The sequence below is a fragment of the Undibacterium sp. GW821-FHT11B02 genome (assembly GCF_058808955.1).
Window position 1 is genome coordinate 57633 of record NZ_JBXASD010000013.1, and the last position, 15820, is coordinate 73452.

15 protein-coding genes and 3 tRNA genes are annotated in these 15820 nt (G+C 51.7%); 7 read left to right on the top strand and 11 right to left on the bottom strand.

What is annotated here, in order from left to right; all coding sequences use genetic code 11:
- Positions 1-3: 3 nt before the first annotated feature.
- The 5 genes from AC1RVX_RS24110 to AC1RVX_RS24130 form a co-directional block, all read right to left on the bottom strand.
- Entirely contained in the window at positions 4-1074 is a 1071-nt protein-coding gene (locus AC1RVX_RS24110) for a LacI family DNA-binding transcriptional regulator (RefSeq protein ID WP_493219133.1), read from the bottom strand.
- Positions 1075-1107: 33 nt separating this feature from the next.
- A complete protein-coding gene (locus tag AC1RVX_RS24115) occupies positions 1108-1578 on the bottom strand; it encodes a DUF2269 family protein (RefSeq protein WP_493219134.1) in 471 nt (156 codons plus the stop codon).
- Positions 1575-2879, bottom strand: a complete 1305-nt coding sequence (locus tag AC1RVX_RS24120; RefSeq protein ID WP_493219135.1) for an SDR family oxidoreductase — start codon at positions 2877-2879, stop codon at positions 1575-1577. Before AC1RVX_RS24120 ends, AC1RVX_RS24115 begins: the two co-directional genes overlap by 4 nt.
- A 10-nt stretch (positions 2880-2889) precedes the next feature.
- Positions 2890-3327, bottom strand: coding sequence for a thiol-disulfide oxidoreductase DCC family protein (locus AC1RVX_RS24125; protein ID WP_493219136.1), 438 nt, complete (start codon positions 3325-3327; stop codon positions 2890-2892).
- A 142-nt stretch (positions 3328-3469) separates the two neighbouring features.
- On the bottom strand, positions 3470-4000 hold the full coding sequence (locus tag AC1RVX_RS24130) for a GbsR/MarR family transcriptional regulator (protein ID WP_493219137.1): 531 nt from the start codon (positions 3998-4000) through the stop codon (positions 3470-3472).
- 108 nt (positions 4001-4108) lie between these two features.
- Here AC1RVX_RS24130 and AC1RVX_RS24135 point away from each other — a divergent pair, with 108 nt between their 5' ends.
- Positions 4109-4708, top strand: coding sequence for a DUF924 family protein (locus AC1RVX_RS24135; RefSeq protein WP_493219138.1), 600 nt, complete (start codon positions 4109-4111; stop codon positions 4706-4708).
- Positions 4709-4756: 48 nt separating this feature from the next.
- Here the strand turns inward: AC1RVX_RS24135 and AC1RVX_RS24140 are convergent, their stop codons facing one another.
- Positions 4757-6070: an MFS transporter gene (locus tag AC1RVX_RS24140; RefSeq protein ID WP_493219139.1), complete on the bottom strand. Its 1314-nt coding sequence runs from the start codon at positions 6068-6070 to the stop codon at positions 4757-4759.
- A gap of 26 nt (positions 6071-6096) precedes the next feature.
- Positions 6097-7458, bottom strand: a complete 1362-nt coding sequence (gene gudD, locus AC1RVX_RS24145) for a glucarate dehydratase (protein WP_493219140.1) — start codon at positions 7456-7458, stop codon at positions 6097-6099.
- Between the two features lie 65 nt (positions 7459-7523).
- Here gudD and AC1RVX_RS24150 point away from each other — a divergent pair, with 65 nt between their 5' ends.
- Both AC1RVX_RS24150 and AC1RVX_RS24155 read left to right on the top strand, forming a co-directional pair.
- Positions 7524-7841, top strand: coding sequence for a hypothetical protein (locus AC1RVX_RS24150; protein WP_493219141.1), 318 nt, complete (start codon positions 7524-7526; stop codon positions 7839-7841).
- A gap of 175 nt (positions 7842-8016) precedes the next feature.
- A complete protein-coding gene (locus tag AC1RVX_RS24155; protein ID WP_493219142.1) occupies positions 8017-9546 on the top strand; it encodes a phage tail sheath family protein in 1530 nt (509 codons plus the stop codon).
- Here AC1RVX_RS24155 and AC1RVX_RS24160 read toward each other — a convergent pair.
- Positions 9543-10235: a carboxypeptidase regulatory-like domain-containing protein gene (locus tag AC1RVX_RS24160; RefSeq protein ID WP_493219143.1), complete on the bottom strand. Its 693-nt coding sequence runs from the start codon at positions 10233-10235 to the stop codon at positions 9543-9545. The two genes, AC1RVX_RS24155 and AC1RVX_RS24160, sit on opposite strands and share 4 nt — an antisense overlap.
- Before the next feature lie 290 nt (positions 10236-10525).
- On the opposite strand from AC1RVX_RS24160, the gene apbC reads away from it, so the two are divergent.
- Together apbC and ribD are read left to right on the top strand one after the other, a co-directional pair.
- Positions 10526-11614 (top strand): iron-sulfur cluster carrier protein ApbC, encoded by a 1089-nt coding sequence (gene apbC, locus AC1RVX_RS24165; protein ID WP_493219144.1) that lies wholly within the window; start codon positions 10526-10528, stop codon positions 11612-11614.
- Positions 11615-11642: 28 nt separating this feature from the next.
- Positions 11643-12740 carry a bifunctional diaminohydroxyphosphoribosylaminopyrimidine deaminase/5-amino-6-(5-phosphoribosylamino)uracil reductase RibD gene (ribD, locus tag AC1RVX_RS24170; RefSeq protein WP_493219253.1) on the top strand — a complete coding sequence of 366 codons (1098 nt, stop codon included), beginning with the start codon at positions 11643-11645 and terminating at the stop codon, positions 12738-12740.
- 87 nt (positions 12741-12827) lie between these two features.
- Here the strand turns inward: ribD and AC1RVX_RS24175 are convergent.
- From AC1RVX_RS24175 to AC1RVX_RS24185, 3 genes are all read right to left on the bottom strand, one after another.
- A tRNA-Pro gene (locus AC1RVX_RS24175) sits at positions 12828-12904 on the bottom strand.
- A 103-nt stretch (positions 12905-13007) separates the two neighbouring features.
- Positions 13008-13084 (bottom strand) — tRNA-Pro (locus tag AC1RVX_RS24180).
- A gap of 72 nt (positions 13085-13156) precedes the next feature.
- A complete protein-coding gene (locus AC1RVX_RS24185; protein WP_493219145.1) occupies positions 13157-14041 on the bottom strand; it encodes a pseudouridine synthase in 885 nt (294 codons plus the stop codon).
- A 212-nt stretch (positions 14042-14253) separates the two neighbouring features.
- Between AC1RVX_RS24185 and gltX the strand changes: the two genes are divergently transcribed.
- Positions 14254-15648, top strand: coding sequence for a glutamate--tRNA ligase (gltX, locus tag AC1RVX_RS24190; RefSeq protein ID WP_493219146.1), 1395 nt, complete (start codon positions 14254-14256; stop codon positions 15646-15648).
- Positions 15649-15713: 65 nt separating this feature from the next.
- Positions 15714-15789: transfer RNA gene (locus AC1RVX_RS24195), tRNA-Ala, on the top strand.
- Positions 15790-15820 lie beyond the last annotated feature (31 nt).

The window sequence follows — 15820 nt, forward strand, 5'->3', positions numbered from 1 at the left end:
GGGTCAGGTGCTATCACGTTCAATGATGGTGAATCCGATATCGCGTACCGGGTCACTGATCAGTTTTCCATCGGCACGCTGGATAATGAAATCAGCTGCGATGCTGCCGATGGCATTGCCATCTATCCTCACCGATGTTAATGCCGGGTGCAGGTCACATGAAAAACTCAGGTCACCTAGTCCGATAACTGCCAATTTTTCGGGTATGGCAATACCCAGCGCCTGGGCTTCGGTTATTACACCCAGCGCCAGCATGTCAGAGCTGCAAAATATGGCGTCAATATTCGGATGATCCTTTAGCAGGCTACGCAAGCCACTGCGTCCGCTACCCAGCGTCGTAGGGGCAGGCACGATACAGCTTGGAACCTCTGAACTACCCGCATCCAGCATCCCCAGGCTTTTTGCTGTATCGGAAAACCCTTTGTTGCGGCGTACGGCCCTATCATCGTTGGCGCTGATGGTGGCAACGTTGCGGCGGCCGCGTGCGTGCAAAAATTCAGCAACAGCAATGCCGATTTTGTCGTGAGAAAAACCAACCAGCATATCAATCGGGGTGGATGTCAGATCCCAGGTTTCGACGACAGGGATGCCGCTGACCTGCAAGCGGCGCTTGGCCAATGGCGAGCGCATGATGCCGGTTAAAACGATGCCATCTGGCCTGCGTCCTATGATCGCTTCCAGCAAGGCATCTTCACGCGAATTTTCATAACCAGATTGCCCCAGCATGAGCTGGTACCCCGACGCTGCCAGACTGGCAGTCAAAGACTGCACCATTTCCAGAAAAACCGCACCGGTAATGGTGGGTACCACCGCTGCTACCAGCTTGCTCTTGGTAGATGCCAGGCCACCGGCCAGCAAATTGGGTACGTAGCCAGTTTTTTCTACGGCATCCCTCACCCTTTGCAGAACGGCGGGTGACACCAGGTCGGGCGACTTCAACGCACGCGATGCAGTGATAGGGGCAACATCAGCAATCCTGGCAACATCACTCAGAGTTAAGCCACCGCTCTTGCGGCGGCTGCGGACGGCAGGTGTCTGAGTTGGGGGCAGGGAAGGGGCAGGTATTTTTTTCATACTCTAATTTTATCACTCACCTGTGCTATCACTTCAAAAAGTGGGTTTATTGACCATCAGGAAGTAGACACCCACCATGGCAATGAAGGCAGGATAGCCCAGCCATTCCCAATAGCTGGCATAACGCCAATACACATCGGGCAGGCTGTTGTTATTTGCGTCAGCGATTTCCAGCATGGCCTTCATGCGTATTTGCAGCCATACCACCGGCAACCAGCAGGCACCCGCAAACAAATACAGGGCAAAGGACCACATGATCCAGGGCGTGCTTAAAGGCCAGCCCGCCATATGCACCATGGCAAAGCCAGTCAGGGGCTGGATAATCACCGCTGGTGTGGTAAAACACCAGTCAGCCAACACCACCAGGCGTGCAACCACCACTTGTGCCTTGAATTGTCTGCTGCGATTGGTAAAGAACATATAAAATGCCGAGCCGAATCCGGTACCAACCAGCAAGACGGAAGACAACACATGCAGGGTTTTGAGTAAGAGATAGGTGTTCATTGTGAGTCTCTTTGATGAGAAAATAAAAAGGCAAGCATGGCCAGGATGGGCAGGTTTTTCAATACTGGCCCAAACGGGTGTAAATAATATTCAGGTGAATAGATCGCGATGATGCAACTGTAGCCGACGATCAGGGCAATTTGTATTAACCATAAAATGCGTCTTGGCCAAAACAGCGTCGCCAGACCCAGGCATAAATCCAGGCTGGATGCTGCCATCAGCATGAACATGGCAGGTGCGCCACTCAGACCCAAAGGTTGCAATAAAGCCAGACTGCCCGAAACTGGATATATCCCAAACGATAATGCGGCGGTGACAAACCAGACCAGCGCCAGGACATAGCGAAACAAGGGCACACTCCAGCTTGCAATCGCTGTGCTGGCCAGCATATTTGCCGGTATGCCGGCAAACCAGTCTTCATGTGATTTTGCGGGCCTGTGCAGATGTGCTGCAAATGGCTGCGCGTCTGCGACATTGTCTTGCTCCAGCATATTTAAACTGTCTGGTGCCAGCGTCTTTTGCGGTAAGAGCGTTGCTAGGCGCGCGGTCACACGCATGACAGACATGGGGATGGGAAACATATATTGTGCAGGCATGCCCATGGCCTTGCGATAAATTTCCAGCATGCGACGATAAGACATGGCTTGCGGGCCAACTGCATTCAATACCAGATTCGGGCGATTTTCATTTGCCAGCCAGATATTGATCGCTGCACACAAATCGTCCATAAGTACAGGTTGCACCTGTTGTTCACCGCGACCGGGCAAACCCAGTACGGGCAGACTGGCCAGCATGCGGAAGAATTGACTGCTGCCGCCATCCACACCAACCACCAGCGAAGGGCGCAAGACCAGATAAGTCAGGTCGCTATTCATCAGCATGCTGTCGGCAGCCCGTTTGCTTCGCATGTAGCCAGTCATGATTTCAGGACGTTCTGCTTCTTGCCTTCCGCCCAGTGCTGAAACCTGTATGACAGATGACACCCCACATTTACTGGCCGCCTGGAACAGGGCTATCGGCGCATCGCGATGTATGGCATCAAAGCTTAGTTCATCTGTTTCATTGAGTATGCCTACCGCATTGATAATGACATCGACTTGCCCCAGTTGACGCAGACGTGTTTCCCAGATGGCTGGATCAGTATCGTGTGCATAATCGATGGCGATTTCAACTGGAGCATCAGGACTATTACCAGACATGGGTCGGCGCACGCCGTTGCAGACTTCATGTCCTGCCTTTTGCAGAGCCAGACTGATATGGCGACCGACAAAACCTTGTGCGCCGCAGATAAGAATTTTCATGATCTTGTCTTTATTTGACCGTGCATTGACCGGCTTTGCAAGCCCTGGTGCGCTTTTCAGTTCGTCTGGCCGCGATGCGTATGATAAGGTCCGATAGTATTGCAGAAACGTGGTGGCGATTTCTTGCAAAAAGCATGTATGCCCAATTGCTGATGGGGTTAAGCAAAGGCAATTTCGTCGCTGCCGTCATCCAGCCCAGACCGGCTGCCTTGTAAGCCAGATGGATAGTTTCCACCCCGGTCACTATGCTGCCATCGGGCCTGACACCATGAATGACACGCATGATTTCGCTAAGTGTCAGACCATATTTACCCGCATCAAAACCAGGAGCTGATGCATCAATAAAAATCAATCTGTTCAAATGATCACGTTCCCGCAGATTGTCCATTTCCAGGTTGCAGAGAGGGCAGGATGCGTCGTACAGCAGGGTCAGTGGATAGTCGTTCATGTTGACGTCCTTTTTTGTTTTCAGGTGGTTTGATTTTTATTTCTGATGTTTCTGTCTAAACAGAAATTCATCTTTAAAAAAATGCCCAGGCATTTTTTCTTCACAATTCTTCTCTGTAACTTTTCAACTATCCTTGAGGCGTTTACTTTTCATCCCCACGCACAAATTTTTGTACTGCTGCCCCCATCTTCAACAACTTCATCAGGGTGCTTGGTTCCAGGCGCAACATTTCGTCGGTCCAGGTGGTGACGGTCTTCATCAGGGCCAGGGTTTCTGCGATGCGTAATTGTGTGGCCTTGTCTTCCTTATCCAGATCGGGGCTGTCCAGGCACTGTTGCAGGGTAGTGATGGTGGGGTTGAATTCCCTTTCCTTACGTTCACGTACTACCGTGCGAAACAATTCCCAGACATCCAGCGAAGTTTCATAATGTGCCCGGCGGTCACCCATGACATGGGCCAGTTTCACCAATTTCCAGTTTTGCAGCTCTTTCAGCGAATTCGATACATTCGACCTTGCCACCCCCAGAGTGTCGGCAATTTCTTCTGCCTGCATGGGGCAACCCACGATGTATAGCAGGGCATGAATCTGGCTGACTGTGCGATTGACACCCCATAAGGTACCCATTTCACCCCAGTGCAGGATAAATTTTTGTTTGACAGGTGTAAGTTCCATGAGCACAGTGTAGTTAATTCTTTTATTTCAGTCAAGACAGAAGTAAAAGAATATTGGAAATGCCTGATCATGCTATCTTTGCACACCAATTGACTCAGGGAGATGTTGATGGACGGTATTCGTACGATATTGGATTTCTGGTTTGGGCAGGATGTGGACGATGCCGGGACGGCAAAATCCCAGGCAAAACTGTGGTGGTCCAAGAATGAAGCACTGGATACCGTTATCAGAGAGCGATTTGCTGATTTGAATGCCCAGGCCATGCATGGTGAACTGGATAGCTGGCAAAATACCGCAGAAGGGCGGCTAGCGCTGATTATTCTGTGCGATCAGTTCCCAAGGAATATGTATAGAGCCACGCCAAAATCGTTTGCCTGTGATGCCCGGGCAAGAGGCTACAGCGAAGCAGGTCTGGCGGTGCAGGCAGATCGCCAGTTGCGTCCCATACACAGGGTCTTCTTTTATCTGCCGCTGGAACATTCAGAATCGCTGGCGGATCAGGACAGGGCGGTGGCCTTATATGATGCTCTGCGCAATGACGTGCCTGAAAAACAGCGTGAGATTTTTGAGGGTTATTACCGTTTTGCAATACGGCACCGCGAAGTGATACAGCGCTTTGGCCGCTTTCCACATCGCAATGCCATACTGGGACGCACTTCAACGGCAGAGGAAGTGCAGTTTCTTTCTGAGCCGGGTTCTTCATTCTAGAACTTTTCTGCCACACACCTGCACGGTCAGGCGTGTGGCGCATTGTGCTTAAGCCGCAGTTTTCGATTTGCGCGTCAGGAAAACCAGTGCAGCTGCTAGCATGGAAGCAGCGGCCAGACCATACAGGCCACCCTGGATGGAGCCAGTTTTTTGCTCCAGGAAGCCAAAGGTGGCAGGTGCCACGAAGCCACCCAGATTACCCAGCGAATTGATCAGCGCAATCACGGCGGCAGCAATACGGCTATCGAGATACGCTTGTGGTATGGGCCAAAAAAGTGATGATGCCGCCTTGAAGCCTATGCCCGCGAAACAGATAGCAATAAACGCAAACACAGGGCCACCCACAGTGGATGCCAGCATGCCACCAGCAGCAATAGTCAATGCAATTGCCACCCACATCTGCTGATGTTTGAAGCGCAATGCCAATGCTGCGAACATATACATGGCGGCAATCGAAATCAGCCAGGGGATTGAATTGAACAAGCCAACTTGGAAGTCGCTGAAGTGCCCCATTTTTTTGATGATGCTGGGCAGCCAGAAGGTGGCACCGTAGATCGTCAACTGGACCGCAAAATAGATGAAGCAAAACAGGGCGATACGGCTGTCGCGCAACAGACTGAACGAACTGACACGTCCGGGCTTGTTGGCATCGCGCTCTTTTTGCTCGGCTGCGATGACGGTGGTGAGCTCATTCCGCTCTTCGTCAGTCAGCCATTTGGCATCACGTGGATGTGAATCCAGGCAAAACCAGACGACAAAACAGAGTGCGATGGAAGCCAGTCCCTCGATGATAAACATCCATTGCCAGCCGTGGAAGCCACCGCCTTCAATCTGCAATAGCGCACCTGATAGCGGACCGGATAACACGGATGCCAGTGCTGAGCCGCTGAGAAAAATCGCCATTGCCTTGCCACGTTCACGGTTCGGCAGCCATTGCGTAAAATAGTAGACCGCACCCGGAAAGAAGCCTGCTTCGGCGACACCAAGAAGGAAACGCATCACATAAAACGAGGTTTCGCCCTGCACAAAGGCCATACCGGTGGCTACCACACCCCAGCTTGCCATGATGCGTGTCAGCCAGGCTTTGGCTCCAAAGCGCTGTTGCAGGATGTTGGAAGGCACTTCAAACAGGGCATAGGCCAGGAAGAAGATACCGGCACCAAAGCCAAAAGCGGCAGCACCGATGCCAAGGTCTTTTTCCAGATGGCTGCGCACAAAACCGATATTGACGCGGTCGATGTAGTTAGCGATAAACATCACCACGAATAGCGGCAGGATGCGCCATTTGACTTTGCTGACTGCCTGGTCCAGCACACTGGAAGCAGGCACGGCCACAGGGGCCGTAGTTGTTACGGTATTCATACTGCTGTCTCCTAATGATTATTTTTTTATCTGACCAGGCAAGGCATTTTGTTATTGAATTTCCAGCCTGGAATCAGATATTGCATGGCCACCGCATCGTCACGCGCTCCCAGACCCATGCCCAGGTAGAGTTGATGTGCAGCCTCTATGGCGTCCAGATCAAGCTCTATGCCCAGGCCGGACTTGTCGGGTACCCGCACCATGCCGCCTTTGATCTTCAGCGGGTCCTTGGTCAGGAATTGGCCATCCTGCCAGATCCAGTGGGTATCAATTGCCGTGATTTTTCCTGGTGCTGCGGCAGCCACATGGGTGAACATGGCAAGCGAGATGTCGAAGTGATTATTTGAATGCGAGCCCCAGGTCAGGCCCCATTCATGGCACATCTGTGCCACGCGTATCGAGCCTTGCATGGTCCAGAAATGCGGATCAGCCAGCGGGATATCGACTGATTGCAGGGCAATCGCGTGGCGCATTTCGCGCCAGTCTGTGGCGATCATGTTGGTAGCGGTCAGCAAGCCGGTGGAACGGCGAAATTCTGCCATCACCTCACGTCCCGAATAGCCATTTTCTGCACCACAAGGATCCTCTGCATAGGCCAGCACATCATGCTTGTCGCGACACAGGCGTATCGCATCTTTCAGCAGCCAGCCGCCGTTCGGGTCCAGCGTGATACGTGCATCAGGAAAGCGTTCGGCCAGCGCTGTCACGGCCTCCATTTCTGCTTCGCCGCTGAACACGCCGCCTTTCAATTTGAAATCGTTGAAGCCGTAACGCTGGTAGCTTGCCTCAGCCAGGCGCACAATTGCTTCTGGCGTCAAGGCCGCTTCGTGGCGCAGGCGTGCCCAGTCGTCTTCTGCATCAGCAGATGCCGCCGCGTAGGGCAGATCAGTGACTTTGCTGTCACCGATATAAAACAGATAGCCCAGCATCTCGACTGCATCGCGTTGCTGACCTTCACCCAGCAAGGCGGCGACTGGCACACCGAGAAACTGGCCCATCAGATCGAGCAGCGCAGCCTCCAGCGCCGTGATGGCATGCACAGCAATGCGCAGGTCAAAGGTCTGTAAGCCACGCCCGCCTGCATCTCGGTCGGCAAAGGCTGAGCGTGCCTGGTTCAGTATCGCGTTGTAATGACCTATGGGTTTGCCAACCAGCAGCTCGCGCGCATCTTCCAGCGTCTGCCGTATCTTTTCGCCACCGGGCACCTCGCCGACGCCAGTGCGGCCAGCGCTATCGGTCAGGATCACAATATTGCGGGTGAAGTAAGGGCCGTGTGCGCCGCTCAAATTAAGCAACATGCTGTCGCGGCCAGCAACCGGTACGACGCGCATATCAACGATGCGAGGGGTATCGCCGTAAGCGAGGGGAGAATGTTCAATTGATGTCATGAGTTCCTGTTACCTGAAAAATCGCAAATTGATTTGCTTGTCAGTCTTAATGGTAGCGCTGTCATTTGAAAATATCAATCATTATTTTGTTAAAAATGAGTGCGTGGATCAAGATATGGAAACCGCCCAATGCCACGACCATTTTGGCGGCCATGTTTTTAGTTGCCTGTTGTTATCGGATGTTTGATAAACCAGCTTCTTTGTCGTATGACATGAGAACAAGGGGGGATTTGCGTGTATTACGTGTGGTGGCAGATACGTTGGCTGATGACAGTACTATTCTCATTGGCAAAAACGCCATCTCTGGTGCTACTGGCACTGCGAGCTATTGTTACATCGATTTTCAGGTGTCACTGCGTGTAGCCGTAATAGGGGGGACTTGAATTTGTGATGTATGGCTGTTCATCAATGTTTACTAAAGCATGACTAATTGCATCAATACTTGCCAATTAGTTCATGCAGGTACTGCATTATGTGATTAAATAACATTGTTTTTACCTATGCCAATACAGCCATTACTGACCATGGTGTGCCGCATGCTTACTGGAGTCGCGATTCATGTCAACACAAGAAACCACGCCAGGCGTGTATATCACAGAGGCGGGTAGTTTTGCCGGTAACGTGGTACAGGCTGCTACCGGCATACCTCTGTTTATTGGTTACACACAGACTGCCAGTGAGAATGGAAATAACGTCGTGGGTCAGGTGATTCCCATTACCTCGATGCAGGATTACCAGAGCATATTTGGCGGGGCAGCAAAAGTGGAATATGACTACGTGAGCCAATCCCAGGCTTTTCCACCTTACGATGCAAATGCAGCGACGCCAGCTTTCTTGTTGTATCCGGGCTTGCAGATGTTTTTTGAGAATGGTGGTGGTATTTGCTACGTTCTTTCTTTGTCGACATATGCAGATGTGATCGGCAATGACTGCATTTTTTCGAAAGAAGCGTATAGCAACGCGCTTGCCTTGCTACCAAACCATCCTGAACCGGATGTATTGGTCATGCCAGATGCGGTAAACCTGATGCAGGATGACTGGGTGAGTGTTTCGCAGACCGCCTTGAGAATATGCAATGAAACCGGGAATCTCGTCTGTATCCTGGACGTGCTAAATGGTTATTTGCCACCCGATAGCAGTACCAAGGACCCTATCAACGGCGGTAACGGTAGTGGTGGTTTTTATAAAATTGCTGGCCTGGGTGAAGACTTCAATCAGTATGGCGTTAGCTACTACCCCTGGCTTAATACCAATGTGCTCAGCGTCAGTGCCATTGACTATACCTGGATATCAGCTGCCAGCCTGCCGCAGTTTATTGCTGACCTGACTGCCGAAGCATCTATGCTGTTTTCACCGCAGGCTGCAGATAAATTAAAGACTTATCTGACCAATCAGGTGGATGTATTGCCGCAGGCAGCTGACCCAGCTACGATAAAACAGCGGCATCAGGCTTTGCAGGTAATGTCACCTTTGTACCGGCAAACCATGCAAAATCTGGCGACCAGCGTTAATCTGTTGCCGCCTTCGTCTGCCATGGCTGGCGTGTATACACGTAATGATGATACCTATGGCGTATTTCATGCACCGGCAAATACCTCCATCATCAACGCTATCTCTCCAGCAGTAAATCTCAATGACCAGCAACAGGCAGAAATTAATCAGCCGCTGAATGGTCTTGCCGTCAACGCCATTCGTGTTTTTCCAAACCATGGCATGCTGGTCTGGGGGGCTCGTACCATGGCTGGCAATAGTGATGACTGGCGTTACCTTAGTGTCAGGCGCACCGCCATCATGCTGAACAAATCCATCAAAGCAGCATTGCAATCCTATGAGTTTCAGGCAAATGACAGCGCGACCTGGGTGGCAGTGTTTTCTGGCATCAATAGTTTCCTGACTGCGCAATGGACGGCGGGGTGTCTGGTTGGTGACAGCCCCGGCAGTGCATTCAGTGTCGCTGTAGGCCTGGGTAGTACCATGACAGCTGACGATATACTGCAAGGTATTTTGAGGGTGTCAGTGCATGTAGCGTTGACGGTACCTGCACAATTTATCGTGTTGAATTACGTGCAGCAAATACAGGCTGCTTAATCGTAGCCAAAAGTCGCAGCACCCTTGCTCAGGTTACGTGGTGCTGGTGGTGCTTTGGGGACAAAATCAAACTGGAACTTGATATTGCTGGGTCCATCGCTGGCCACTTGTATGATTTGTGTGATTGGCTCGCTCAGCATATTCGGTGCCCAGGCTTTGACTTCGTACTTACCTGCAGGCAAATTGTTGATGACGGCACTGCCAGATGCATCGGTCTTGGCGAAATACGGTGTGTCGACAACATAAATAAAGCCGCGCATCCAGTCATGGAAATGACAAACCAGCGCCACTTCTCCGGTTTTGTCGAAAAGAATAGGGGCGGGTTCTTCTTTCTTGCTGTTCACGCGCAGTTCAAAGGTTTTTGCGGGTGAAAATGATTTCAGGTGATGCTCGTGACTATCCTTGTTGGGAAAACGTATCAGCGTACCGCTGCGTACCACTGTCAGGTAAGGGCTGAACGCATAGTTTTCTTGCGCAACGATGCTGGTCTCACCAGCCTTTTTGGCCGGCATCGGGGTATCCAGTGGTGTCGCAAACAGGACTGCATTGGCAACGGATTGTGCATTTTTATCAGTCAGGTGCCCGACTAGCAGGCCTGCATGAGCAGTCAGGGAATAACTGAGCAAGCCCAGGACAGATAACAACAGGCAGAACTTGCTGCGGGAAGGGCGTGCGGCTTGTACTTGCATCAATATCTCCTGATTTTCTTGTGAATAGGACTTACGCAAAGCCGCCCCAGCTGCTTTACAGCTCCTCTCCTGGGAGCCGCGTACTAAAGTACTGTCTTCGTCGCTGGGCCTTGCTGGGACAATTTTGCGTAAGTCCTAATGAAAAAAACAAAATGACAGCGAAACCATTATGCTTGAACTTGGCCTGGCGGGGAAGCTTGGGCCTGTTCAATATGCCCACATGCAACAAGGCTATACTCGGCTAGTGTCGTAATTTGCGCTAGACTTACAGGATATCTTTGGAGAATTGCATGAGTATGACCGTTGACGACATTAAAGCCACATTGGCAAAAGTGATAGACCCGAACACCAGTAAAGACCTGGTAACGACAAAATCAGTCAAAAATATCAAGATTGAAGGTGCAGATGTCAGTCTTGACGTGGAATTGGGCTATCCAGCCAAAAGCCAGTTTGACCTGATACGTGCTGCGGTTGTCGCTGCCATCAGTGCTGTGCCGGGTGTGGGCAGGGTGACAGTCAATGTGACATCGAAAATCGTTGCACATGCCGTGCAGCGTGGTATCAAGCTGATGCCGAATGTCAAAAACATTATTGCGGTGGCATCTGGCAAGGGCGGGGTTGGTAAATCGACCACCGCCGTCAATCTGGCGCTGGCACTGGCTGCCGAAGGCGCGTCAGTGGGTATTCTGGATGCTGATATCTATGGTCCTTCACAACCGATGATGATGGGTATCTCTGGCCGTCCTGAAACAGTCGATGGTAAAACCATGGAGCCACTGGAAAACCACGGCTTGCAGGTGACGTCCATCGGTTTCATGATAGACCCGGATGAACCCATGGTCTGGCGTGGTCCCATGGTCACCCAGGCCCTGCAGCAATTGCTGGAACAGACCAACTGGCGTGATCTGGATTATCTGATCGTCGACATGCCGCCGGGCACAGGTGATGTGCAATTGACCCTGTCGCAAAAAGTGCCGGTCACTGGTGCTGTGATTGTCACCACGCCGCAAGACATCGCTTTGCTGGATGCGCGCAAGGGCTTGAAGATGTTTGAAAAAGTCGGTATCCCTATCCTGGGTATCGTCGAAAACATGAGCATTCATATCTGTTCGAATTGCGGCCATGCTGAGCATATTTTCGGCGAAGGCGGTGGTCAGAAAATGTGTACTGACTTTGGTGTTGATTTCCTCGGCGGGCTGCCCTTGACCATGACCATACGTCAGCAGGCCGATTCTGGCAGACCGACGGTGGTGGCTGATCCCGAAGGGCAAATTGCCAGCATCTATAAAGACATCGCACGCAAGGTGGCCATCAAGGTTGCTGAAAAAGCCAAGGACATGACCAGCAAGTTCCCCAGTATTACCATACAAAATACCTGAGGCGCGCCTGAGTATGGATCACCTGAGCATGGATCAGCAGGCCGATTATGTTTTCATGCAACAGGCGCTGGCGCTGGCAAGCTGCGCCACCATAGAAACCTCACCTAACCCCAAGGTGGGCTGCTTGATCGTGCGTGGTGGCCAGGTACTAGGGCAGGGCTGGACCCAACCCGTAGGACAGGCGCATGCGGAAGTGCAAGCCTTGCGTGACGCCGCAGCAAAAGGGTATGACGTGCGTGGCGCCACCGCCTATGTCACGCTGGAGCCCTGCAGTCATTTTGGCCGCACGCCACCCTGTGCAAATGGCTTGCGTGATGCTGGTATAGCACGTGTGGTGGCGGCCATGCAGGATGCCAATCCACAAGTGGCAGGGCGCGGGTTAAGTATTTTGAGGGACGCCGGTGTAGCCGTGGAATGTGGCTTGTTTCCCGACCTTGCCTTGCAGGCGCGCGAATTGAACATAGGCTTTTTCCAACGCATGGAAAGTGGCCGACCCTGGGTCAGGATGAAAGTCGCAGGCAGCCTCGATGGCATCACGGCTTTGCCAAACGGCCAAAGCCAATGGATCACCGGGCCTGCTGCAAGGCAGGATGGACATCAATGGCGGGCGAGGGCAGACGCCATATTGACTGGCATAGGTACCGTCCTGGCGGATGACCCTATGCTGAACGTGCGGGGTGTGGACACGCCACGTCAGCCGCAAAAAATCATCGTTGATTCACAGTTACGTATCTCTGCGCAGGCCAAGGTGCTGCAAGGCGGTGCGTTGATTGTTTGCGCACTGCCGGATACTGAAAAACAGGCCGTGCTGGAACAGGCGGGTGCTGAAGTTATTTGCATACCAAATGTGAATCAGCAAGTGGATTTGCCTGGCTTGATGCAAGAACTGGGACGCAGACAAATCAATGAGCTGCATGTAGAAGCAGGTACAAAATTGAATGGCGCATTGATACAGCAAAGTTGCGTCAATGAATTATTACTTTATATGGCCCCCAAGCTTTTGGGGAGTGGAGCTAGTCTGTTTGCCTTGCCGGAATTGACACATGTAGATCAAGCGAAAATCCTGCAATTTCATGAGGTAAGCCAGGTGGGAGATGACTTACGGGTGCTCGCGCGATTTAAGTAAACCTGCATTCTAAGTAAGTTGGAATAGCCGTATGATCAGTCGGAAAAGAAAAAAGGATCGTTGAAAAATCAACGATCCTTTTTTAACTGGTCGGAGTACAAGGATTCGAACCTTGGACCCCCTGCTCCCAAAGCAGGTGCGCTACCGGGCTGCGCTACACTCCGAAAAACTGGTTTGTCATTTTTTATTCTAGTCGATGCAGCTAAAAACAACCAAGATCTGAATCTACTGAAATAAAAGGGACCGTCGCTGACGATCCCTGGAATTTGGTCGGAGTACAAGGATTCGAACCTTGGACCCTCTGCTCCCAAAGCAGATGCGCTACCGGGCTGCGCTACACTCCGAAGACCAGAATCTTACCGCTTTAGCCGCAGACTGTCAACCTGTTTGCAGGGCAAGCCCTCTATGGCGAAGACTTACAGCGATTTTTTACTCTCGAAATAACGCTGCTGACCAGTCAGCGGATCATTAAAACTGATGGATTTAGCCAATAGCTGCAAGGGGGAAGAAAAATCATCGGCCTTGCAGGGCAGGGCGACTGGATAGAAGGCATCATTCAGTATGGGCGCGCCAATACTGCTCATGTGCAGGCGTAATTGATGTTTTCTACCGGTCACCGGTTGTAGTTGGTAAAGGCTATGTTCACCGCGTCTTTCCTTGATGGCGATCAAGGTTTCAGAATTGGGCATGCCCACAGTTTCACGCATGACGAAGAATTTCTCTGCTTCTTCCATGCGACTGCAATGACGTAGCGGAAACGATAATTCAGGTAAATGTGCCGCGACGGCATGGTAAGTCTTTGTCATACTTTTGCTCTGGAACAAAGACTGGTACTGGCCGCGTGTCACCGGATTATGCGAAAACAGCATCACGCCAGCTGTTTCCCTGTCCAGCCTGTGTATGGGGCTCAGATCCATCAGCCCAGTGGTTTTTTTCAGTCTGACCAGCAGGGTTTCCTTTAAAAACCGTCCGGATGGAATCACCGGCAAGAAATGCGGTTTGTCCACCACCAGCAAATGTTCATCCTGGAACAGGATGTCTTCATAAAATGGGATATGGGTTTCATGTTCCAGCTCACGGTAATAAAAAATACACATGCCGCGTTTGACGGTGCTGTCTGCATGCAAGACTTTGCCATGCTGATCAACGACCTCGTGTTTCTCCAGACGCGATTTCCAGATGTTGGCATCAATATCAGGGAAGTAATCTTGCAAAAAGCAGAAGACATTGTTCCAATGACCTTCAGGTATCCAGATATAGCTGGGGGCGATGCCATCGCGTACGGGAAGTGGGGCTTGCATGGAATGGATGATCTGCTCTTAAACTGACTGGTTTTCAGCGTCATACTACCATGCAGATAGTTTGCCGCAGCCACCGTGAATCTGATTCCGGCAGTGCTAAATGCTGAAAGCTATCCGTCCCCGATGTTAAAACGGTAAAATGCTGGTTTTAACCATTAAAGTGCCTTGTCAGCCTGCGTTCGATTGGCTGCGGGATGCACGCTTGTGATCTCATGACTGTACGCACCCGTTTTGCTCCCAGCCCTACCGGCTATCTTCATGTTGGCGGTGCCCGCACTGCCTTGTTCAGTTGGGCTTTTGCCCGTCATTTCGGTGGCACTTTCGTGCTGCGTATTGAAGATACCGATCTTGAACGTTCCACCCCGGAAGCCGTACAGGCAATTCTGGAAGGCATGAACTGGCTGGGCCTGCAGCATGATGAAGGTCCGTTCTACCAGATGAAGCGCATGGAGCGCTATAGCGAAGTGCTGGCCGACATGCTGGCCAAAGGCACAGCCTATCATTGCTATTCTTCACCAGAAGAAGTCGAAGCCATGCGTGAGCGTCAGCGTGCTGCCGGCGACAAGCCACGCTATGACGGCACCTGGCGTCCTGAAGTGGGCAAAACCTTGCCTGCGATACCGGCTGACCGCAAGCCTGTCATTCGCTTCAAAAATCCTCTGGATGGCGAAGTCAGCTGGCTGGATGTCGTCAAGGGCCAAATCACCATCGCCAATCGCGAACTGGATGATTTGGTCATTGCTCGTCCGGATGGCACACCAACTTATAACTTCTGCGTCGCGGTCGATGACTGGGACATGCAAATCACCCACGTTATCCGTGGTGATGATCATGTCAATAACACACCGCGCCAGATCAATATTCTCAATGCACTGGGCGCGACCCTGCCGCATTATGGTCATTTACCGATGATCCTGGGGCCGGATGGACAAAAACTGTCCAAACGTCATGGCGCTGTCAGTGTGATGGACTACCCACTGCAAGGCTATCTACCAGAAGCCATGCTCAACTACCTGGCTCGCCTGGGCTGGAGCCATGGTGATGATGAAATCTTTTCCATGGAACAGATGTGCAGTTGGTTCGATTTAAATCATTTGTCTGGTTCTGCTGCCCAGTTCAACCCAGAAAAACTGGCCTGGGTAAATAATCATTACATCAAGGCAGCCGACAATCAGCGCCTGGCTGATTTGATCAAGCCGCAAATGCTGAATGACGGTGCACAGTTCGACAATGCACCGCCATTGACGGCAGTGATCGCACTCTTGAAAGAACGTGCCAATACCACGGTAGAACTGGGTCAGGCCGCCATGCTGTTTTATCGCCAGCCAGCTGCCGACCCGGCATTGATGACCCAGCATGTGACAGACGCCGTATTGCCGGCTTTGCGTCACTATGCCGAACTGTGCAAAACCGTGGAGTGGAACAAGGCAGCCCTGTCTGCCGCCATGAAGCAAACCCTGGCCGACTTCTCGCTGAAGATGCCACAACTGGCCATGCCTTTGCGTTTGCTGTTGACAGGCCAATTGCAAACGCCATCCATCGATGCCGTCATAGAGCTGTTTGGCCGTGAAGTTGTTTTGCAGCGCTTGAGCCTTATTGCAGCTTAGTAAGGGGTGGGGGCTTTACATCTTATGAAGCTTCCCCTATAATCTCGTTTCTGTTCTGCAGCGTCGGGGGTATAGCTCAGCTGGGAGAGCGCTTGCATGGCATGCAAGAGGTCAGCGGTTCGATCCCGCTTACCTCCACCAAAAGATGCACGGTAGCAGAACATAACTTGTT